We start from the raw sequence: 19,915 nt of genomic DNA, 5'->3' as shown, positions 1-19,915 counted from the left end.
GCACGGCGAACGCGAATTCCGTGAAACCCACGTCGTTTGAGAACACCGGGGGCCAGCGTTCTCAAACGACATGGCACCCCAGCAGGTCAGCAGCCCACTGGCTGCGAGACGCACTGCGACAGGACACGGGACACGACAGGTGGAACCTGGCCAGGCATGTTGGAACTACTGGAGACGTGTCGCAGTCCGGACAAGGTCGGCGACGGCTCTGGACCGGCTGTGCGGTGGCCAGGCGATCACGGTGGTGACTGTCGGCGCGTCCAGCACGGGCACGGCGGCGAGGTCACCGTGCAGCTGGGCTCGGCACGACTCCGGTGAGACTGCGCAAGCACGGCCGAGCGCGACGAGCTGCAACAACTGCGCGTGGTCGCGGACCTGCGGGCCGGGGCCGGGCGGGTAGGTGCCGTCGGAGTCGGGCCAGCGTGGCAGGGGCAGGCCCGGCAGCTCGGTGATGTCGGCCATGTGCACATGGGCCCGGGTGGTGAGCGGATGCCCGGCCGGCAGGACCACAACCTGGCCCTCCGTGCTGAGCTCCTCGGTGTGGAACCCGGCCGTCGAGTCGAACGGCCGGTTCAGCAGCGCCACGTCGGCCCGGCCCTCGCGCAGGAGTCGTTGCTGCTCGGCCGGGCCGCACAGGATGACGTCGACGGGGACCGCGTCGGGTTCGGCGGCGTACGCGTCGAGCAGTTTCGCCAGCAGTTCGCGGGACGCGCTGGCTTTCGTGACCAGGGCCAGGCCGGGACGGCCGGTCGCGGAAAGGGCGGCGCGGCGGGTCCGGCGCTCAGCGGCGTCGATCGCGTCGAGCGCTGCCCGGCCCTCGACCAACAGCACCGAGCCGGCCTCGGTCAGCGTGACAGTGCGGCTGGTCCGATCCAGCAGCACTGCCCCGAGTCGTCGTTCGAACTGCTGGATCGCCCGTGACAAAGGCGGCTGTGCGATCCCGAGCCGTTGCGCGGCGCGCCCGAAGTGCAGCTCTTCAGCGACAGCGACGAAATATCGCAGTTCCCGGGTCTCCATACAGCCACGCTACTCCGGATCCATACCTGGAAGGTATCGCTGCCCACCCAATCGGTGTTGGACCACCGCCGGGCTCCGAGGCAGCATCGTCCCTATGAGCGAACGGACGATTGCGCTGGTCACCGGCGCGAACAAGGGAATTGGCTATGAGATCGCTGCGGGCTTGGGAGCCCTCGGCTGGAGCGTCGGCGTCGGCGCCCGCGACGATCAGCGCCGCAAGGCCGCGGTGGAGAGACTGCGCGCGACCGGCGTCGACGCGTTCGGCGTACCACTGGACGTGACCGACGACCCGAGCGCGACCGCCGCCGCACGGCTGATCGAGGAACAGGCCGGGCGCCTCGACGTGCTCGTCAACAACGCCGGCATCACCAGCGGCATGCCGCAGGAGCCCACCCGGGTCGATCCCGCCACCATCCGGACGGTCGTGGAGACCAACGTGATAGGCGTCATCCGCGTCACCAACGCGATGATGCCGCTGCTGCGCCGCTCTGCCTCACCACGGATCGTGAACATGTCCAGCAGCGTCGGCTCCCTCACCCTGCAGTCAGGAACCGCTGCTGAGCAGACGACGGGTCCGGTGGCCGTGGCGTACGCGGCATCGAAGACGTTCCTGAACGCTGTCACCCTCCAGTACGCCCGGGAGCTGAGCGGCACGAACATCCTGATCAACGCCGGCTGCCCCGGCTACGTCGCGACCGACCTCAACGGCTTCCGCGGCGTGCGTACCCCCGAACAGGGCGCGGCGATCGCCATCAAACTCGCGACCCTGCCCGACGACGGCCCGACCGGCAAGTTCTTCGGAGGCGCTGGCGTAGTGCCCTGGTGAAATGCACGGCGCTCATCACCCGCCGGGCACATGGCAGTTCACCGCAGGTTGCAGGCAGCGTGACCATTTGGTTCCGACAAGCGTGACCTGCGGGGTCCGAGCGGTATCCGCAGCTGGTGGCCACGCTCGGGGTGGAGGCGCACCTCCTGTACGCGTCCTCGCTGGCCGTCGCCGAGGACCCCACGGCCTGGCACGTGGCCAACTCACGCCACTGGATGTACCTGCTCCGGGACCTGGTCAAGGCGTTCGAGCAGGCAGGCGACCAGGCCATGTGCCAGGACTTGAAGCGCTGGATGGACATCACCTGCGAGGTCATCAACCCCTTCCACGACCCCCACAGCCACTGACCGTCAGGCCCGACACATCGAGGCCAACCGCTGACCGCCGGACTCGGACTGCTACCTTTTTGTCCTGGTTTGGATTGAAAAGGCGAGAGGCTTCTGTTTCACGGGCAGGATCGGTCGGCTTGCCTCTGTCGGAGTGACTGCCATCGCGTTGACCTCGCTGAACATGGGTGCGGCCGGGGCGACCCGCGCGTCCGCCGTCTGCTGGGCGTCTACGCCGCAGGCCGGATCCTCAACCCCCGTAAGGCGCGGTCCCAATTCATCGGCGGAATGGTCCTGGGCCTGGGCATGGCGCTGACGGAAGCGAGCACCATGGACCCCGAGTTCGGAGACTTCGTGGAAAAGGACCTCGCCTCCTACCACGTGCCGGCCTGTGCCGACGTCTCCGCGATCGAAGCGCAGGATCGACGAGGAGGACGCTCACCTCAATCCCATGGGCAGCAAGGGAATCGGCGAGATCGGCATCGTGGGCACCGCCGCGGCCATCGGCAACGCCGTCCACCACGCCACAGGGATCCGCTTCCGGGACCTCCCCATGACACCGGACAGAATCCTTCCCCAGCTGTCCTGACACACGGACACACCCGGCTGAAGCGGCACTGCGAGGAGCCCTTTGGCGCACCGAAAAGCCGACATTGATCCAGTGGGAGCGAGTAGGCGGCCGAGTGCATCACCCGCACCGATCTTGGAGGAGACCTCATGAGCACGCGAGACAAGGCCGAGAACACCGCGGACAAGGCCAAGGGCAAGATCAAGGAAGCCGCAGATAAGACCGTCGGCAATGAGCGCCTCGAGCCTGAGGGCCGCGCCGAGCAGGCCAAGGGCGACGTGAAGCAGGCAGGCGAACACGTCGAGGACGCGTTCGACACCGATACAACTCATGGGGCCGCTGCCATTCAAGGCAGCGGCCCCACACGTTGTCCGGAACATACAAAGAGCACAGACGGACCGGCGCGTCTGCGAGGGCGGGTGTTTCGAGCCAGATCGTCCCGCATTGCCGTAGGCGCGTGTGCGCCGGAGGTTGCAGGGCAGGCGATTTCTTGAGGGTTGCCCACCGACCAGATCGGAAGGGAATCCTCGCACTACCGCAGGGACTACGGAAGGGAAGCTCATGACTGAGATGTGGGGATACCACGAAGCGTCGGGTCACAAGGCCGGAACGGATCTGACCGGGTTCAAGGTCGAGGCCACTGACGGCAGCATCGGCAAGGTCGACAAGCATTCCGAGGAGGTCGACTCCGCGTACATCGTGGTCGACACCGGGGTGTGGATCTTCGGCAAGCACGTCCTGCTCCCGGCGGGGACGATCCGGTCCATCGACGCCACAGAGCGGAAGATCTACGTCGATCGCACGAAGGACGAGATCAAGGACTCTCCGGAGTTTGACAAGGACAAGCACGCCGGCGATCTGGGCTATCACCAGCAGGTCGAGGGCTACTACGGCACCCACCGCTCCTGACGGACGGTACGCCGCACTATGGCGCCCCGCTGCGCAAGGTCTTCACTCCTTGGCGCAGTGGGGCGCTCGTGTGTGGCGTGGCGGAGGGCGTGCGGTGCCTGGCGTGGTGTTCGTCGCAACGTCGGAGTGCCCTCTTCGCCGTCCCCTCCTCAGCGCGTCGGCCGTATTGCGAAAAATCGCAGGCATGATCGTCCCGAGAGCGGGAATGCGCTGGTCAGGAGGTTGATAGCCATGGGTCCGTTGCTTCTCGTTCTGCTGCTCGCGCTGATTCTGTTCGGTGCGGGCTTCGCGCTCAAGATCCTCTGGTGGGTCGCGGTCATCGTCCTGGTGGTGTGGCTGCTCGGCTTCGTGATGCGGGGCACCGGCGCCTCCGGAAGTCGCGGCCGCTGGTACCGCTGGTAGCCGCTCACACTCATCCAGATCTGCTGCGGGCCCGGACCCCCTCGGGCCCGCTGGCACGTCCGTACCCAGCGACGAATCGGCCGCGTAGATCAGCACTGTCGGGCCGGACGGGGCGTTGCGGAGTGGATGGGTGCATATGCGGACCGGGTACGGGCACGCGAGAATGGAATTTCCCGCTCCTCAGCTAGTCGGGTCGGCCCGGTCCGCAGGGAGCGATGGATCCAGGAAGGAGTCGTTCCCGGTGACCATGGACAGTGCCGCAGCCGAAACACCCTCCGGTCCACCGCCGGACCCACCGCCGGGCCCGGATTCCGACCCGGGTGCGAGTCCGGGTCGTACGGGCAGGTCCTGGTCCACCATCGGCTTTCGTCTGAGTCTGGGCGCGGTGATCGCCTACGTCCTGCTGCAGGCCGTGTCGAAGATCCAGGGCGTGCTCACCCTCACCGTGCTGGCCCTGGTCATCGCGGTGAGCGTCGAGCCGATCGTTGTCTGGCTCACCGCCAAGGGCATGAAGCGGCGCTGGGCCGTCACCACGGTCATCATCGGTATGTTCGTCGTTGTCGGCGGACTCTTCGCCTTGTTCATCCCTCTGGTCACCAATGAGGTCAACGCCCTGGTTAAGGGCGTACCCAACTGGCTGCAGCAACTCCACGACCACCACTCGGCTCTCGGCAGACTCGAGGACCGCTACCACCTGATCACCAAAGCCAAGCAGCAGCTGAGCGGCAACGGAGCCAACACGGTCGTCAACGGACTCCTCGGCGCGGGCCAGCTGCTTCTCACCACGATCACCGGACTCGTCCTGGTGATCACACTGACCATGTATTTCATTGCGGGGCTCCCGACGCTCAAGAAGTTCTGCCTGCGCTTCGTGCCCGGCAGTAAGCGGGAGCGTGCCGAGGCCATGACCGAAGAGGTTCTGAGCCGCACCGGGCGATACATGCTCGCCAATGTCGCCACCTCAGTCATCGCAGGTCTGGCCACATTGATCTGGCTGGAGATCTGGGGCGCTCCCTACCCGGCCGCGCTCGGCGTCTTCGTCGCCGTGATGGACCTGATCCCCGTGGTCGGCTCCACCATCGGCGGCGTCGTTGTCTCCTTGGTTGCCCTCGCCGTCTCGCTGCCGGTGGCTATCGCCACCGCCGTCTTCTACATCGTGTTCCGGCTCGCCGAGGACTACCTCATCGTCCCGCGCGCCATGAAGTTCGCGGTCTCGGTCCACCCCCTGGTCACCATCCTCGGTGTCCTGGTCGGTGGCGCTCTCATGGGCGTAGTGGGGGCCCTGATCGCCATCCCGGTGGCCGCGGCGGTGGGCCTGTACCTGGACGAAGCGGTATTCCCACGCATTGCCCAACGCTGACCGGTCACGACGGAGCGCAGCGCAACCCTCTGGAAGCCTGCGGACCCCACGCGGAGGCTGCCGCGTCGTCCGTTTGATGAGGTGGTGAAGCAGGGGCGACGCGGATGCGCAGTGGATGGTGTGAAGGCAGATTGGTGGGGCAGCCGAACCACAGTCGCCAGTGGTCTGGCGCTGCTCGCCGGACCGGCCTTTACGCGCTTCGGCGTGCTTCGCGCGGGAATCACCTCCACCGAAGATCCCCGTTACGCCGTTGTGCCGCAGCGTGAGCGCTGGGCCCGTGACCAGAAGGACGAGGAGTGACGGGGACGGGCCTTGTGACGCGAGAGTGGTGAAGGAGGGATCTCTTGCCCAAGACAGCGAAAGTCGTGTACAAACCGGTGGGTCTTCTCGTCGGGATGGCCGGCGGCGCGTTGGCCGGACTGGTCTTCCGGAAGGTGTGGGACCGGATCGGCCCAGGCCAGGACGCTCCGCAACCCCTTGAGCGGGACCACAGCTGGAGAGAAGTGCTCGCCGCCGCAGCCATCGAGGGCGTGATCCTCTGGGTCGTGCGAGCAGCCATACAGAGAGGTGGCGCCACCGGCTGGCGCCGTGTCACCGGAACGTGGCCGGGCGACTGAGCGGGGGGTGATGCGCGCTGCCCGGTGGCCGGGCCAGGAAGGTGGGGCTCCTCATTGCAGGGCGGGTGGTGGGCCCCACGGTGTTTCCAAGGCGGCGCGCAGTGCATCAGCCGCCTGGCGGCCGATCCGCCCGGCGAGCTCTTCTTCCAGCCGTTCGAGGATGAGGCAGACCTGGAGGTGGGTGCGTTCACCCTGGGAGGTGCGTCGGATCAGCCGCTGCCTGCCGGAGGTGGGGTCGGGCACCTGCTCCAGCAGGCCCGGCCGCAACCAGGCCGTGTACGGCCTGGTGCGCGGTCTGCCGGGTGACCCCCGTTCGCCGGGCCCCCTCGGACACCGTGGTGCCCTGCTCGTCAAGCACGGCGAAGAGCTGGACCAGCGGCAGCCGTCACCGCTGGTACCGCTGGTGACCTGACCCGCTCAGGACACCCCCGCGCGACGTGTGGCCCGCCGGATCCGGCGGGCCACACGCATGTCCAGACCAACTCCCACGGACCACCTCGGTGGATCGAGGCTTAGTGCAGGATACTTACTGCTCGAGCGATCACCAGGAGCGAGGTGAGCAGGGCGGCGATGCTTTCGATGCTCATCATGGCCTTGGCCCGGGTCGAGAGCGGCATGGTGTCGGTGGGGCTGAACGCAGTGGAGTTCGTCACGGACACGTACAGGTAGTCCATCAGGGTGGGCACCCAGTCGGAGGTGATACTGGCGCCGTCGGCGACCTCCTGGACCGCGTCGTGATTCTCGTCCTGCGAGAAGCGGAAGTCCGCCAGGGGAAGCTCTTCGCGTGCCGCCTGTGTACGTGCGACGGGGCCGCCGCGGTCCAGCTCCCAGTAGGCCAGCCCGAAAACGATGATATTGGTCAGCCACACCTGCACCGCCGCCAGCAGCAGACTCTCAGCTGCGACGGCGATTCAGTGGCCCTGACCGCCGCCACCCAGCCCAGCATCGAGGAGATCGCCCTCGGCGCCCTGCCCGGACTCCCCCAAGTGGCCGTGCACTGGCCGCTCATCGATTTCGAATGCGGCCCCACCGGCGGCGCCGACGACTTCCTCGAGTGGTTCTTCAAGGCGGACAGAGGCGAGCTGGAGCTGGCAGGGCAAGGCGATCCAGCGGCACAGGGGCGAGATCCGGGCGGCGTACGGGTTCCGGACGAACACCGAGGTGGACCAGGACCGGCTGGCCAGGTGGCTGGCCACCGACCTGTGCCCGGTGGAACTGTCCCGGGACCGGCTCGCGGCCGCGGTCGTGGCCGGTGCCGCAACGACCAAATCGAACCGCCGGCGCCTGGGCAGGTGCGGCAGCTGGTCGGCAAGGCGGTCAAGGACTTTGAGCAGCGGTTCTGCCGCAGCACGACGGATCGGCTTGGCCACGCGACCCGCTCGCGACTGGAGGACCTGATCGCGGGCGATGGCGAGCAGGGCGCGAACGGCGCCGGAGCCGCGGCGGGCGGGGGATGATCGCACTTTACCGAGCTGAAGGCGGACCCCGGCGCCCCGGATCTGGAGAGCCTTCTCGCCGAGGTGAACAAGCTGGAGCGGGTGAGGCGGCTGCAGCTCCCCGCAGACCTGTTCGCGGACGTGTCGGAGAAGCTGGTAGACGCCTGGCGTGCGCGGGCGTCGAAGGAATACCCGGCGAACCTGCAGCGGATGCGCCACGGCGGCTAACGCTGTTGGCCGCGCTGAGCCATGTGCGGCAGACGGAGATCACCGATTCGCTGGTGGACCTGTTCATCAGCTCGTGTTGAAGATCAATACGCGTGCGGAGCGGAAAGTCGACAAGGAGCTGAACGCCGAGCTGAAGAAGATCCGGGGGAAGGAGGGCTTGCTGCTGCGGGTCGCGGAGACGGCGTTGTCGGAGCCGTCGGGCTCGGTGCGGCGAGTGATAGGAGGATCGACGCCGGAACGGCGTGTGCCGGTCGCCCCCCGGGGGGGCCGGATGTCGGTGGTCAGGCGGGCGCGAGGAGGTGGGTGCGCAGGTGGGTCAGGGTCCGGTTCAGGAGGCGGGAGACGTGCATCTGGCTGTAACCGAGTTCCGTGCCGATCTCGGCCCGGGTCATCTCCTGGCCGAAGCGCATCTGCAGGCTCATACGACGTCGTGGGCGACATTGGCCTACACGGCCGGCCTCGAGCACACCTCTGCGTCTGTCGGCGGACAGCCGCGTACCTACACGCTGCGGGCCACCCAGGTGTACCGCCGCGAGGACGGCCGGTGGAGGGTGGCGCACCGGCATGGCGACACCGTGACCGAGTGACGGTCAGCTGGATCAACATCCGGACGCAAGGCGAACAGGGTCGTGGAGGGCCTACCACGGCTTGCCGGGGACGCCGGGGTCCGCCACACATGAAGGTACTCCGCCGCCGAGTGGGGCGATCTGCCGGGTCCGGCCCGGCTGGCACGGTGCAGCCGACCATCGACTCCGCGGCAGCGCAGTAGCCCGGGCGAACCCCGCCACCTGACCGGCCACGGCCCTCAGTACTGTTCCGCCGCCCAGTCGTACCAGTCATTCATGCCCTCACCTGTTGTCGCCGACACGGTCAGCACCCGCACATTCGGATTCACCGAACGCGCGTACCCCTCGCAGCCCTCGACGTCGAAATCGACGTACGGCAGCAGATCAATCTTGTTGATGATGACCAGATCCGCGGCGGCGAACATGTACGGGTATTTCAGTGGCTTGTCCGTGCCCTCGGTGACCGAGATGATGACGACCTTGCTGCGCTCACCCAGGTCGAACAGAGCAGGGCACACCAGGTTGCCCACGTTCTCGACCAGGATCAGCGACCCGGGGGCGGGAGACAGGGAGGCAAGGGCACTGCGCATCATCTCCGCGTCAAGATGACATCCTGCCCCGGTGTTCACCTGAACCACTTCGCATCCGGCTCTCTTGATCCGGTCGGCGTCGAGCGTGGTCTCCTGGTCGCCTTCGATGACCGCCACCGCCCGCCGGCCCGCGAGATCGCCGATCGTGCGCTCCAGGAGGGTGGTCTTTCCCGCTCCCGGTGAACTCATCAGGTTCACGGCCACGATCCCCTGGGCGGCCAGCCATTCGCGGTTGTGATCCGCGACGTCCTCGTTCTTGGCGAGCACTCTCTGCTCAAGGGTGATCGTTTCGCCGTTGTTCACCGGATGACTGTGCCCGTCCCCATGGGAATGCGAATGCGCCCGGGGACGCCCACGCGGGTGTGTGTGTGCCGATGCATCGGCTGCCTGCGGCAGGGAAATCCTGATTCCACCTCCGGTGCCACCGTCCGCGTCACAGCCGCAGGTACCACACATACGTCATCCTACTTTCATCGAAATGATCTGTAGCTCCCGTCCCGATGTGATCTCCACATCGGCACTGCCGCAGGGACAGAGGAGAACAAGATCGGCCAGGGTGAATTCGGTATCGCATGCACGGCAATGTCCAGCTCCGGCGGGCTGGTCGATCTCGAGGCGCGCGCCCTCGGCCACCGTTCCCGCGGTAACTAGATCGAAGCAGAAGCGCATCGAGTCGGCCACCACCGCGGTAAGCATTCCCACCCGGACGGTCACCACATGCACCGGCCGGCCGGCGGCGCGTTCACATACCGCGTCAACGACGCTCTGGGTGATCGACAATTCATGCATCAGTGCCTCGCCTCAGTCTCACCTTCAGGACCGCGCGATCTGTCGCCGACCGGTCAACATGCCGACCAGCCGTCTTTCCTGGGCGAATCACTCGTTCGGCCCAATCCGAGCGTGGGCGGTTGCCGGCTAACCACCGCTCACACGGCGTCCGTTCCTTCTGGAAGTGCCAACCTGGCCCTGCCCAGCCTTCGGCGAAACGTCCGTCAAGCCCTCCCACAACACCTGCCGAGTACCCGATTCATCGAACTCTTTCACGTGTTGACAGAGTGCTCTGACGGAGTCTAGATGGTACCAATGTGAGCGACACCACACGCTTGATCCGAAGGCGATCCCGGAAGAACGAGGGATCGGCCACCGGCCCCGAAAGGCGGCGGCACTATGCCGACAGAGGCTGCAATCAAAGCGGAAGAAACATTGATCCATGTGCTGTGGATCAATGCTGGTCTCAGCTGCGACGGCGATTCAGTGGCCCTGACCGCCGCCACCCAGCCCAGCATCGAGGAGATCGCCCTCGGCGCCCTGCCCGGACTCCCCCAAGTGGCCGTGCACTGGCCGCTCATCGATTTCGAATGCGGCCCCACCGGCGGCGCCGACGACTTCCTCGAGTGGTTCTTCAAGGCGGACAGAGGCGAGCTGGAGCCCTTCGTCCTCGTCGTCGAGGGGTCGATCCCCAACGAGCAGCTTCACGACGAGGGCTACTGGTGCGGCTTCGGGAACGATCCGGCCACCGGTCAGCCGATGACCACCAGCGAGTGGCTGGACCGGCTGGCGCCGAAGGCCACCGCCATCGTCGCGGTCGGCACCTGCGCGACCTACGGCGGCATCCACGCCATGGCGGGCAATCCGACCGGAGCCATGGGAGTGCCGGACTATCTGGGCTGGGACTGGAAGTCCAAGGCCGGCATCTCCATCGTGTGCGTCCCCGGCTGCCCCATCCAGCCGGACAACCTTTCGGAAACCCTGACGTACCTGCTGTACATGGCCACCGGCCAGGCCCCGATGATCCCCCTCGATGACGCGCTGCGTCCGGCATGGCTGTTCGGCCAGACCGTGCACGAGGGCTGTGACCGGGCCGGTTACTACGAGCAGGGCGACTTCGCGACCGAATACGGTTCGCCGAAATGCATCGTCAAGCTCGGCTGCTGGGGTCCCACCGTCAAATGCAACGTGCCGAAGCGCGGATGGATGAACGGCATCGGCGGCTGCCCCAACGTCGGTGGAATCTGCATCGGCTGCACCATGCCGGGATTCCCGGACAAGTTCATGCCCTTCATGGACGAACCTCCCGGTGGAAAGCTCTCCACGAACGCCGTCGGACTGTACGGCGCGACCATGCGGCGCCTGCGCCGCATCACCACGCACACGCTCGACCGGGAGCCCAAGTGGCGCAAGCCCGGAAAAGACCTCACGACCGGTGCCACCCGCACTTGGTGACTCACCGCAACAGACAGAAAGATGAGGCGGCGCAATGACGGCGACGCAACGCAAGGGTGGCAGCGGGAATCAGGGCAAAGACGGCCTGGTGGAGATGGCCTGGGACCCCATCACCCGCATTGTCGGCAGCCTGGGCATCTACACGAAGATCGACTTCAAGCAGCGCGTGGTCGCGGAATGCCACAGCACGAGCTCCATCTTCCGCGGCTACTCCGTCTTCATGAAGGGCAAGGACCCTCGCGACGCGCACTTCATCACCAGCCGGATCTGCGGTATCTGCGGTGACAACCACGCCACGTGTTCCTGTTACGCGCAGAACATGGCCTACGGGGTGAAGCCACCGCACATCGGCGAATGGATCGTTAACCTCGGCGAGGCCGCAGAATACATGTTCGACCACAACATCTTCCAGGAGAACCTGGTGGGGGTCGACTACTGCGAAAAGATGGTCGCCGAGACCAACCCCGGAGTGCTGGAAAAGGCCAATCGGACCGATTCCCCACACGCGGACGCCCATGGATACAAGACCATCGGCGACATCATGCGATCGCTCAATCCCTTCACCGGTGAGTTCTACCGCGAAGCACTTCAGGTGAGCCGCATGACCCGGGAGATGTTCTGCCTGATGGAGGGCCGGCATGTGCATCCTTCCACGCTCTATCCCGGTGGCGTGGGCACCGTCGCGACGATCCAGCTGATGACCGACTACATCACGCGCCTCCAGCGGTACGTCGAGTTCATGAAGAAGGTCGTGCCGATGCACGACGATCTCTTCGACTTCTTCTACGAGGCGCTGCCCGGGTACGAGATGGTCGGGAACCGGCGCATTCTGCTCGGCTGCTGGGGCTCCTTCCAGGATCCCGAACACTGCAACTTCGAGTACAAGGACATGACCAACTGGGGCCGGAAGATGTACGTGACCCCCGGCGTGGTCATCGACGGGAAACTGGTCACCACCGACCTGGTCAAAATCAACCTTGGCATCCGCATTCTGCTCGGATCGTCGTACTACGGCGACTGGGAAGACCAGGAAATGTTCGTGACCCACGACCCGCTCGGCAATCCGGTCGACCGCCGGCACCCGTGGAACCAGCACACCAACCCGCAACCGCAGAAGCGGGACCTGGGCGACAAGTACAGCTGGGTCATGTCGCCGCGATGGTTCGACGGCAAGGACTATCTCGCCCTCGACACCGGTGGCGGACCGCTGGCGCGACTGTGGACCACGGCGCTGGCCGGGCTGGTCGACATCGGCTACATCAAGGCCACCGGCAACAGCGTCCAGATCAATCTCCCCAAGACCGCGCTCAAGGGTCCGGTGGAGCTGGAATGGCGCATCCCGCAGTGGAGCAACACCATTGAGCGCAACCGGGCGCGCACCTACTTCCAGGCGTACGCGGCCGCCTGCGCGCTGCACTTCGTGGAGAAGGCACTCGTGGAGATCCGCGCGGGACGCACGAAGACCTGGGAGAAGTTCGAGGTTCCGGAAGAGGCGGTCGGCTGCGGCTTCACCGAGGCGGTGCGCGGCGTCCTCTCGCACCACATGGTGATCCGGGACGGCAAGATCGCCAACTACCATCCGTACCCGCCGACCCCGTGGAACGCGAGCCCACGCGACTCCTACGGCACACCGGGGCCCTACGAGGACGCGGTGCAGGGCCAGCCGATCTTCGAGGAGAACGACCGGGAGAACTTCAAGGGCATCGACATCATGCGCACGGTGCGCAGCTTCGACCCCTGTCTGCCGTGCGGGGTGCACATGTATCTCGGCGAGGGCAAGAAGATCGAACGGCTGCACTCCCCCACCCAGTCCGCGGGCAGTGAATGACGTGGCGGAGCACTGCGCATCCCACGCGCCCGAAGCGACGTCGGCCGACTCCGCGTCCATCGGCTCCGTTTCTTCCGACTCGGTTTCCTCCGACTCCGCGTCGTCCGACTGGCGTGCGACCGGTGAGCGGATCGACACCCTGATCGCCGCCAGTGCGTCGGGGGGCGCCATCGCTCGTGAACGCAGCGAGGAACTGGTCCGGCTCGTCACGGATTTCTACGGGGCCGGGCTGGAGCGGCTGCTCGACCTGCTGTACGAGCAGGGCCATCTGGACGACGACGTCCTGGCCTCCCTCGCCGCGGACGAGCTGGTCGCGAGCCTCCTGCTCGTGCACGACCTGCACCCCTACAGCGTGGAGACGCGCGTCGAGAAGGCACTGGAGAGCGTACGGCCCTATCTGGGCTCGCACGGCGGTGATGTGGAGCTGCTCGGCGTCTCCGACGACGGTGTGGTCGGATTGCAGCTGCTCGGCAGCTGCGACGGATGCCCCTCCTCCTCGGCCACGCTCAAGCTCGCCGTGCAAGGTGCCGTCGAGGCGGCGGCTCCGGAGATCACCACGATCGAGGTCGAGACCGCCGCCGATGAGGAAGCCGGGGCCTCCGGGCCGATGATCCCCGTCAACGCGCTGTTCTCCCGGCTCCACGAGACCGCTCCTGCCCCTGAGGACGCCGGCTCGTCCTGGGAGCTCGTCCCCGAATTGGCCGTCCTCGAATCCGGTGCCGTCACGCGCTTCACCGCCGGGCTCGTCCCGGTGCTGGCCTGCCGCATCGGCTCGGCCCTGTTCGCGTTCCGGGACCGCTGTGCCCGGTGCGACCGGCCGCTGGAGGGCGCCGTGCTGGCCCGGCGGCTGGGCGGCGGCTCCGATGACGGGGTGCTGCGGTGTCCCGCCTGCCATGCGCACTACGACGTACGGCGGGCCGGTGCCTGCCTCGACGCCGAGGCCCTGCACCTGGACCCGCTGCCCCTGCTCGCGGACGGCGCGACCGTCTCGGTCGCTGTGCCCACCCCGGCGGCGACATGATCAGCGGAAGCCGTTCGGCGTCACCCGTGGCCTCGCTGCTCCGGGTGACGCGCAACCGTCCGCAGCCGGTCGCCGGAGAGCGCTGCGAGATGTGCGCCGAGTCGATCGACCCGAGACATTCGCATGTGGTGAACCTGGAGAGCCGGGCCCTGATGTGCAGTTGCCGGGCCTGCTATCTGCTGTTCAGCGACCAGGAAGCACACCTGCGCTATCGCGCGGTCCCCGAGCGATATCTGTCCTTCGACGGTCCGGCCGTCGACGAACGGACCTGGGACACGTTGCAGATCCCGGTCGGACTGGCCTTCCTGTTCCGCAATTCCGTCCAGGGCCGCACCATCGCGTTCTATCCGGGCCCTGCGGGCGCCACCGAGTCCGAACTGCCACTGGACGCCTGGGACACCATCGTCGAGGCCAGCCCCGAACTCGCCGTGCTGCGCGCCGATGTGGAGGCCCTGCTGCTGCACCGCGGGGACGGCTCCGGCGGGTCGTGCCATCTGGTGCCCATCGACGCCTGCTACGAGCTCGTCGGGCGGCTGCGGACTCTGTGGCGCGGCTTCGACGGCGGCCGCGAGGCCCACGATGCGATGGACGCGTTCTTCGCGCACGTGGCGGAGCGCAGCCGGCCTGCCTCCCTGGACGGCCCGTCGTGAGCGGCCTCGGTTTCTCTGTGCTCGATGTCTTCGCCGAGCCGTACACCGTCGTGCCGCAACTCACCGCGCGGCTGCGGATCGAGGAGGACAGCGGCGAGCGGATCCACGCGATCGTGCTTCGCTGCCAGGTCCGTATCGAGCCGCAGCGACGGCACTACGACACCGCTGAACAGGAGGAACTGCGCGGCCTGTTCGGCGGGCGGGAGCGCTGGTCCGACACGCTCAAGCCCTTCCTGTGGATGCAGTGCAACACGACGGTGCAGGGGTTCACCGGCGCCACCGAGGTCGACCTCGCACTGCCCTGCACCTACGACTTCGACGTGATCGGCTCCCGCTATCTGCACGCTCTCGGCGAGGGCTCGGTGCCACTGACCCTGCTCTTCTCGGGCACGGTGTTCACCAAGGGGACCGCCGGCTTCGGCGTACGGCAGGTGTCCTGGGACTGCGAGGCCCGCCATCAGATGCCGGTCGCGGTGTGGCGGCAGATGATCACGTCCTATTTCCCAAATTCCGGCTGGATCAGATTGGACCAGGACGTGCTCGACCGTATCGCCGATTTCCGCGCCCGGCGCGGGCTGATCGGTTGGGACGAGACCGTACGTACCCTGCTGGCCGAGATCGGTGAGGTGGTCCCGTGAACGCGCTGAGTCCGGCCGGTCCCGTGAGCCTCGATCATGTCCGCACGATCGCGGACGCGGTGCTCTACGAGGGGTATCTGCTCTACCCGTACCGGGCGAGTTCGCACAAGAATCAGTCACGCTGGCAGTTCGGAGTCCTCGGGCCGCCGTCCGCGTCCGCGGCGAGCTTCAGCGAGGACCCGGGCATGGAGATGCAGTGCCTGCTCGCGACCCCGCACGAGCCGCCCGCCGGCGTCTCCATCCATCTGCGCTTCCTGCAACTGCAGGTCCGCGAGGTGCAACGCCGCGACGAGGGCGGCGGCTACAGCGCGGTCGAACAGCTCACCGTCGACGGCGTGTCGGTGCTGAGCTGGGACGAGGCGGTGGAGCGGGAAGTGACCCTGCCCGCACTCGCGTGGAACGAAGCGACCGATCAACTCCACCGCGTCGCCGGAGGATCGGAGGCCGAGCCCCTGACCGACCTGCACGGCACCGAGGTGGGCCGCATCGTGCGACGCCGTCAGCCACTGGCGGCCCGGATCCGTACGCGCTGGGCGCTCGATGACGGGTTCGCCCGGCTGTCGGTTTCGGTGGACAACGAGCATCCCGACACGGCCGCCGACAAGGACTCCGCGATCCGCGCCTCGCTGATCGGCTCGCACTTGCTCCTCCAGGCCCACGGCGCCGAGTTCGTCTCGCTGCTCGAACCCTCCGATGCAGCGGCCGGTGCGGCGGGCCGCTGTCGGCAGCGCCGGTGCTGGCCGGTGCTGGCCGGCCCCAGCGGGACGACCGACACCCTGCTCGGCGCCCCCATCATTCTGTACGATCACCCGGAGGTGGCGGAACAGAGCGCCGGAGCCCTGTTCGACTCCACCGAGATCGACGAGATCCTGACCCTGCGCGTGATGACGATGACGGACGAGGAGAAGGCGGAGGCCCGGGCCACCGACCCCCCGGGCGCGGGAGATCATCGATCGTTGCGACGGCATGTCGGCCGCTGACCTGCAGCAGTTGCACGGCCTCCTGCGCGATCCGCACGCCCCGCCGACGGGTCCCGGCACAACGGCGACCGCCGGTCCCCCCGACGCCGGCATGACCCCCTTCGACACCGGTGGTGTGCCCTGGTGGGACCCCGCGACCGATGCCGCCGTGCGGCCGGAGTCCGACGCGGTCGTCATCAACGGTGTCCGGGTGGCCAAGGGCAGCCTCGTCCGGGTACATCCGTCCCGCCGCGCCGACGCTCAGGACCTGTTCTTCGCCGACCAGGTGGCGCGGGTGACCGCGGTGCTCTCGGACGTCGACGGGGCCGTGCACGTCGCCCTGGTCCTCGTCGACGATCCGGCGGCTGACCTGCACGACTGGTACGGCCGCTACTTCTACTTCGCCCCCGACGAGCTGGAGCCCCTGCCCGTCGAGAGCCCTATGGAGCACCGAGAGGAGATCCCATCGTGAGAACCCTGGGCATGATCACCACAGGCATGGCCGCGGCCGTGGCACTCGTCGCCGTGGCTGTGGGAGTGAAGTCGATCCCCGACATCCGCCGGTATCTGAGAATGCGTTCGATGTGAGCGAGGGAGCGGGCCCGATCGCGGGTGCACCCTGCCCGGAACAGGCGTCCGCGACCACCGCCCCGGCCACCAAGGGTCAGTCCTGACGTGGCCGGAGACGTGTTGGTCGCGGGCGTCGGCAATCTCTTTCTCGGCGATGACGGCTTCGGTCCCGAGGTGATGCGCCGGCTGGCCGGACCCCACAGCCTCCCGCCGCAGGTCCAGGTGGTCGACTACGGCATTCGCGGTATGCATCTCGCCTATGACCTGCTCAACGGGTACGACGCCTTGGTCCTGGTCGACACCTACCCCGGAGGAGGACCTCCCGGGGAGGTGACGGTGCTGGAGATCACCGCGGAGCACCTCGGTACGGGTGAATTCGACGCACACGGCATGAATCCGGTGTCAGTTCTGGCAAATCTGGACCAATTGGGCGGTACTCTTCCCGTCACCTACCTCGTCGGCTGCACTCCCGCCGGAGTCGCAGAAGGCGTCGGGCTCAGCGCGGCTGTCTGCGCCGCGGTACCCGAGGCGATCGACGCGGTGCACCACCTGATCCGTCGTCTACTGCCGTCCGAACCCACCGCGACCGTCCCGTCCGCCGTTCCCCGGAGGTCCTGATCATGTGCCTTGGCATTCCCGGTCAAGTTGTGGAAATCGTGGACGGGTACGCCGGGCAGCTCGCGCTGGTCGACGTCGAGGGCGCACAGCGCCGCATCAACATCGGAATGCTCGGCGAGGCCCCCGACCCCGGCGACTGGGTCCTGCTGCACATGGGCTTCGCGATGGAGGTCATCGACCAGGACAAGGCCCGCGAAGCCCTCTCGGGACTGGAGATGATGGGCCGTGCCCGCACCCACCGGGTCCGGCGCAGGTTCGAGGTGCACGGCGTGGTCCAGGGTGTGGGGTTCCGGCCCTTCGTCTACGTCACCGCCTCGGAACTGGCCCTCGCCGGGTCGGTGGCGAACACCAGCGCCGGGGTGGTCATCGAGGTCGAGGGGGACGCGGAAGCGGTCGAGGAGTTCGGGCGGCGGCTGCGCACGGACACACCTCCCCTCGCGATCGTGGAAAGCGTCCAGGAATCCGAACAGCCCACGCGCGGCGGTACGGAGTTCACCATCGAGGACTCCAGCGAGGGCGGCCGCGCCCGCACGTTGGTCTCCCCCGATGTCGCCACCTGCCAGGACTGCCTGACCGAGATGCGCGACCCGGCGAATCGCCGCTACCGCCATCCGTTCATCACCTGCACCCACTGCGGCCCCCGGTTCACGATCGTCACCGGGACTCCCTACGACCGGGCCGCCACGACCATGGCGGCATTCGACCTGTGCGACGACTGCCGGGCGGAGTACGACGATCCGGCCGACCGCCGGTTCCACGCCCAGCCGATCGCCTGTCACGCCTGCGGACCCCGGCTCGAACTGGTCCGCAACGACTCCGGTGACCCGGAGATCGGTGAGGACGCCCTGCGGGCAGCGCGCGAACTCCTCGCCGCGGGCAAGATCCTCGCGATCAAGGGACTCGGTGGCTACCACCTCGCGTGCGATGCCCGCAACGACGCGGCCGTAGCCGAGCTGCGACGCCGTAAGCAGCGCGGGGGCAAGCCGTTCGCGGTCATGGTCTCCGGTCCCGAGGTCGCCGAACAACTGGTGACCATGACCGGGGAGGAGAGGGAGCTGCTCTCCGGCATCCGCAGGCCGATCGTGCTCCTGCCCCGGCTGCGGGCGGAGCCGGGGGCCGGGGTGTCCGCCGCTGTGGCGCCGGGCAATCCCGACCTCGGACTGCTGCTCCCCTACACCCCGCTGCACGTCCTGCTCTTCGGGATCGGGGACGACCGGCCGGGCCCCGACGCCCTGGTGATGACCTCCGCCAATCTGGCTGGGAAGCCCATCGTCACCGACGACGCCGAAGCCCTGACGGGCCTGGTCCCGCTGGTCGACGCCTGGCTGCGGCACGACCGGACCATCCACGTCCCGTGCGACGACTCGGTCAGCCGGTTCGTCGCCGGTGCGGAACTCCCGATCCGCAGGTCCCGCGGATACGCGCCGCTGCCTCTCGCCCTGCCGTTCGACGTACCGCCGACCCTCGCGGTCGGCGCGGACCTGAAGAACACCTGCGCGCTGGGGGAAGGCCGCTATGCCTGGATCAGTCAGCACATCGGCGACATGGACGACCTGTCCACCGTCGAAGCACTGACCCGGACCGAGGAACACCTCGAACGCCTCACCGGCGTCGACCCCGGGCAACTGGTGGCCGACCGGCACCCCGACTACCGGTCCGGCGACTGGGCTCACGCCCGCGCGAACGGCAGGCCGGTGCGGACGGTACAGCACCACCACGCGCACATCGCGTCCGTGATGGGCGAGCACGGGCTCGGCGCCGGCGAGAGCGTGATCGGGGTCGCCTTCGACGGCACCGGCTACGGAACCGACGGGACCGTCTGGGGCGGCGAAGTACTGATCGCCGGCTACAAGTCGTTCCGCCGGGCGGCGCACCTCGGCTACGTGCCCCTGGCGGGCGGCGACGCCAGTGTGCTGCGCCCCTACCGGATGGCACTCACCCACCTCCGCGCTGCCGGAATCGCCTGGGACGACGACCTGCCGGCCGTCCGCGCCTGCCCCGTCAGGGAACGGGACGTACTGGCCCACCAGTTGGAGACCGGATTCGGCTGCGTGCCCACATCGAGCATGGGCCGGCTCTTCGACGCCATTGCCTCACTGGCCGGAGTCCGCCATCAAGTGGAGTACGAAGCGGAAGCGGCCATCGAGCTGGAAGGCCTGGCCCGCGCCGCAGCAGCGGACCGCGACGAAACGGCGAGCCAGTACACCTTCGCCGTCCGGTCCGCGAACGCCACGAATCCTGTCGTCGCGGACCCGGCCCCGGTGATCCGCGCGGTCGTACGTGACGTACGCGCCGGGATTTCCCCCGAACGCATCGCCGCCCGCTTCCACACGGCCGTCGCCGTACTCATCGTCGACCTCGCGGAGATCTGCCGCGCGCAGACCGGCCTGGAGGTGGTGGCCCTCGGCGGCGGAGTCTTCCAGAACGCCGTGCTGCTGGCGGAGGCACAGCGCATGCTGACCGGCCGCGGGTTCACCGTCCTGCGCCCCTGGCTGCTCCCCCCGAACGACGGCGGCATCGCCCTTGGCCAGCTGCTGATCGCCGCATCGGGCTGACCCCCGGG

Annotated in this window: 25 protein-coding genes and 3 pseudogenes; 23 read left to right on the top strand and 5 right to left on the bottom strand. The window is 67.7% G+C overall.

Features of this window, described 5'->3' with window-relative positions; all coding sequences use genetic code 11:
* Positions 1–165: 165 nt before the first annotated feature.
* The gene (locus tag QMK24_RS32610) at positions 166–1,017 is read right to left on the bottom strand and encodes a LysR family transcriptional regulator (RefSeq protein ID WP_283470470.1); all 852 of its coding nucleotides are present in this window, start codon (positions 1,015–1,017) and stop codon (positions 166–168) included.
* A 94-nt stretch (positions 1,018–1,111) separates the two neighbouring features.
* Between QMK24_RS32610 and QMK24_RS32605 the strand changes: the two genes are divergently transcribed.
* The 10 genes and pseudogenes from QMK24_RS32605 (at position 1,112) to QMK24_RS41590 (ending at position 6,437) form a co-directional block, all read left to right on the top strand.
* Positions 1,112–1,843, top strand: coding sequence for an SDR family oxidoreductase (locus tag QMK24_RS32605; RefSeq protein ID WP_283470469.1), 732 nt, complete (start codon positions 1,112–1,114; stop codon positions 1,841–1,843).
* A 116-nt stretch (positions 1,844–1,959) separates the two neighbouring features.
* Positions 1,960–2,190 (top strand): hypothetical protein, encoded by a 231-nt coding sequence (locus QMK24_RS32600; RefSeq protein WP_283470468.1) that lies wholly within the window; start codon positions 1,960–1,962, stop codon positions 2,188–2,190.
* Between the two features lie 177 nt (positions 2,191–2,367).
* Positions 2,368–2,758, top strand: a pseudogene (locus tag QMK24_RS32595) (molybdopterin cofactor-binding domain-containing protein); the annotation flags it as partial.
* A 128-nt stretch (positions 2,759–2,886) separates the two neighbouring features.
* The gene (locus QMK24_RS41595; RefSeq protein ID WP_349307925.1) at positions 2,887–3,231 is read left to right on the top strand and encodes a CsbD family protein; all 345 of its coding nucleotides are present in this window, start codon (positions 2,887–2,889) and stop codon (positions 3,229–3,231) included.
* Positions 3,232–3,298: 67 nt separating this feature from the next.
* Positions 3,299–3,646, top strand: a complete 348-nt coding sequence (locus tag QMK24_RS32585) for a PRC-barrel domain-containing protein (RefSeq protein WP_283470467.1) — start codon at positions 3,299–3,301, stop codon at positions 3,644–3,646.
* A gap of 231 nt (positions 3,647–3,877) precedes the next feature.
* Positions 3,878–4,048 (top strand): hydrophobic protein, encoded by a 171-nt coding sequence (locus QMK24_RS32580; protein WP_138354488.1) that lies wholly within the window; start codon positions 3,878–3,880, stop codon positions 4,046–4,048.
* Between the two features lie 385 nt (positions 4,049–4,433).
* Positions 4,434–5,408 carry an AI-2E family transporter gene (locus tag QMK24_RS32575; RefSeq protein WP_283470466.1) on the top strand — a complete coding sequence of 325 codons (975 nt, stop codon included), beginning with the start codon at positions 4,434–4,436 and terminating at the stop codon, positions 5,406–5,408.
* 111 nt (positions 5,409–5,519) lie between these two features.
* The gene (locus QMK24_RS32570) at positions 5,520–5,708 is read left to right on the top strand and encodes a hypothetical protein (RefSeq protein ID WP_502962654.1); all 189 of its coding nucleotides are present in this window, start codon (positions 5,520–5,522) and stop codon (positions 5,706–5,708) included.
* A 44-nt stretch (positions 5,709–5,752) separates the two neighbouring features.
* Positions 5,753–6,025 carry a DUF4235 domain-containing protein gene (locus QMK24_RS32565; RefSeq protein WP_283470465.1) on the top strand — a complete coding sequence of 91 codons (273 nt, stop codon included), beginning with the start codon at positions 5,753–5,755 and terminating at the stop codon, positions 6,023–6,025.
* A 181-nt stretch (positions 6,026–6,206) separates the two neighbouring features.
* On the top strand, positions 6,207–6,437 hold the full coding sequence (locus QMK24_RS41590; RefSeq protein WP_349307924.1) for a hypothetical protein: 231 nt from the start codon (positions 6,207–6,209) through the stop codon (positions 6,435–6,437).
* 100 nt (positions 6,438–6,537) lie between these two features.
* Here QMK24_RS41590 and QMK24_RS32555 read toward each other — a convergent pair whose 3' ends face one another.
* Positions 6,538–6,894 (bottom strand): hypothetical protein, encoded by a 357-nt coding sequence (locus QMK24_RS32555; RefSeq protein WP_283470472.1) that lies wholly within the window; start codon positions 6,892–6,894, stop codon positions 6,538–6,540.
* Between QMK24_RS32555 and QMK24_RS32550 the strand changes: the two are divergent.
* Positions 6,880–7,113, top strand: a pseudogene (locus QMK24_RS32550) (hypothetical protein); the annotation flags it as partial. The gene QMK24_RS32555 and the pseudogene QMK24_RS32550 sit on opposite strands and share 15 nt — an antisense overlap.
* A gap of 432 nt (positions 7,114–7,545) precedes the next feature.
* Positions 7,546–7,689, top strand: a complete 144-nt coding sequence (locus QMK24_RS32545) for a hypothetical protein (RefSeq protein ID WP_283470464.1) — start codon at positions 7,546–7,548, stop codon at positions 7,687–7,689.
* Between the two features lie 281 nt (positions 7,690–7,970).
* Here the strand turns inward: QMK24_RS32545 and QMK24_RS32540 are convergent.
* Positions 7,971–8,105 (bottom strand): annotated as a pseudogene (locus QMK24_RS32540) (sigma factor-like helix-turn-helix DNA-binding protein); the annotation flags it as partial.
* 24 nt (positions 8,106–8,129) lie between these two features.
* Between QMK24_RS32540 and QMK24_RS32535 the strand changes: the two are divergent.
* The gene (locus QMK24_RS32535) at positions 8,130–8,276 is read left to right on the top strand and encodes a nuclear transport factor 2 family protein (RefSeq protein ID WP_283470463.1); all 147 of its coding nucleotides are present in this window, start codon (positions 8,130–8,132) and stop codon (positions 8,274–8,276) included.
* A gap of 218 nt (positions 8,277–8,494) precedes the next feature.
* On the opposite strand, the gene hypB is transcribed toward QMK24_RS32535, so the two are convergent.
* The gene (hypB, locus tag QMK24_RS32530; protein WP_283470462.1) at positions 8,495–9,148 is read right to left on the bottom strand and encodes a hydrogenase nickel incorporation protein HypB; all 654 of its coding nucleotides are present in this window, start codon (positions 9,146–9,148) and stop codon (positions 8,495–8,497) included.
* 156 nt (positions 9,149–9,304) lie between these two features.
* Entirely contained in the window at positions 9,305–9,634 is a 330-nt protein-coding gene (locus QMK24_RS32525) for a hydrogenase maturation nickel metallochaperone HypA/HybF (protein WP_283470461.1), read from the bottom strand.
* 378 nt (positions 9,635–10,012) lie between these two features.
* Here QMK24_RS32525 and QMK24_RS32520 point away from each other — a divergent pair, with 378 nt between their 5' ends.
* From QMK24_RS32520 to hypF, 10 genes are all read left to right on the top strand, one after another.
* Entirely contained in the window at positions 10,013–11,068 is a 1,056-nt protein-coding gene (locus QMK24_RS32520) for an NADH-quinone oxidoreductase subunit B family protein (protein WP_283470460.1), read from the top strand.
* 34 nt (positions 11,069–11,102) lie between these two features.
* Positions 11,103–12,896, top strand: a complete 1,794-nt coding sequence (locus QMK24_RS32515; RefSeq protein WP_283470459.1) for a nickel-dependent hydrogenase large subunit — start codon at positions 11,103–11,105, stop codon at positions 12,894–12,896.
* Position 12,897: 1 nt separating this feature from the next.
* A complete protein-coding gene (locus QMK24_RS32510; protein ID WP_283470458.1) occupies positions 12,898–13,917 on the top strand; it encodes a NifU family protein in 1,020 nt (339 codons plus the stop codon).
* A gap of 44 nt (positions 13,918–13,961) precedes the next feature.
* On the top strand, positions 13,962–14,567 hold the full coding sequence (locus QMK24_RS32505) for a DUF5947 family protein (RefSeq protein WP_283470457.1): 606 nt from the start codon (positions 13,962–13,964) through the stop codon (positions 14,565–14,567).
* Entirely contained in the window at positions 14,564–15,205 is a 642-nt protein-coding gene (locus tag QMK24_RS32500) for a DUF6084 family protein (RefSeq protein WP_283470456.1), read from the top strand. The genes QMK24_RS32505 and QMK24_RS32500 overlap by 4 nt, the downstream gene beginning before the upstream one ends.
* Positions 15,202–16,185, top strand: coding sequence for a hypothetical protein (locus QMK24_RS32495; RefSeq protein ID WP_283470455.1), 984 nt, complete (start codon positions 15,202–15,204; stop codon positions 16,183–16,185). Before QMK24_RS32500 ends, QMK24_RS32495 begins: the two co-directional genes overlap by 4 nt.
* Positions 16,172–16,636 (top strand): hypothetical protein, encoded by a 465-nt coding sequence (locus QMK24_RS32490; protein ID WP_283470454.1) that lies wholly within the window; start codon positions 16,172–16,174, stop codon positions 16,634–16,636. The genes QMK24_RS32495 and QMK24_RS32490 overlap by 14 nt, the downstream gene beginning before the upstream one ends.
* Positions 16,633–16,752: a DUF6893 family small protein gene (locus tag QMK24_RS42010; protein ID WP_502962653.1), complete on the top strand. Its 120-nt coding sequence runs from the start codon at positions 16,633–16,635 to the stop codon at positions 16,750–16,752. Before QMK24_RS32490 ends, QMK24_RS42010 begins: the two co-directional genes overlap by 4 nt.
* Positions 16,753–16,839: 87 nt before the next feature.
* Positions 16,840–17,352: a hydrogenase maturation protease gene (locus tag QMK24_RS32485; protein ID WP_283470453.1), complete on the top strand. Its 513-nt coding sequence runs from the start codon at positions 16,840–16,842 to the stop codon at positions 17,350–17,352.
* A 38-nt stretch (positions 17,353–17,390) separates the two neighbouring features.
* Entirely contained in the window at positions 17,391–19,907 is a 2,517-nt protein-coding gene (gene hypF / locus QMK24_RS32480) for a carbamoyltransferase HypF (protein WP_502962652.1), read from the top strand.
* Positions 19,908–19,915: the final 8 nt, after the last annotated feature.

Origin of the sequence: Streptomyces sp. PH10-H1 (assembly GCF_030063355.1) — a bacterium.
GTDB lineage: Bacteria > Actinomycetota > Actinomycetes > Streptomycetales > Streptomycetaceae > Actinacidiphila.
The sequence above is the reverse complement of the archived record's forward strand: the minus strand, read 5'-3'. Positions and strand labels throughout refer to the sequence as shown.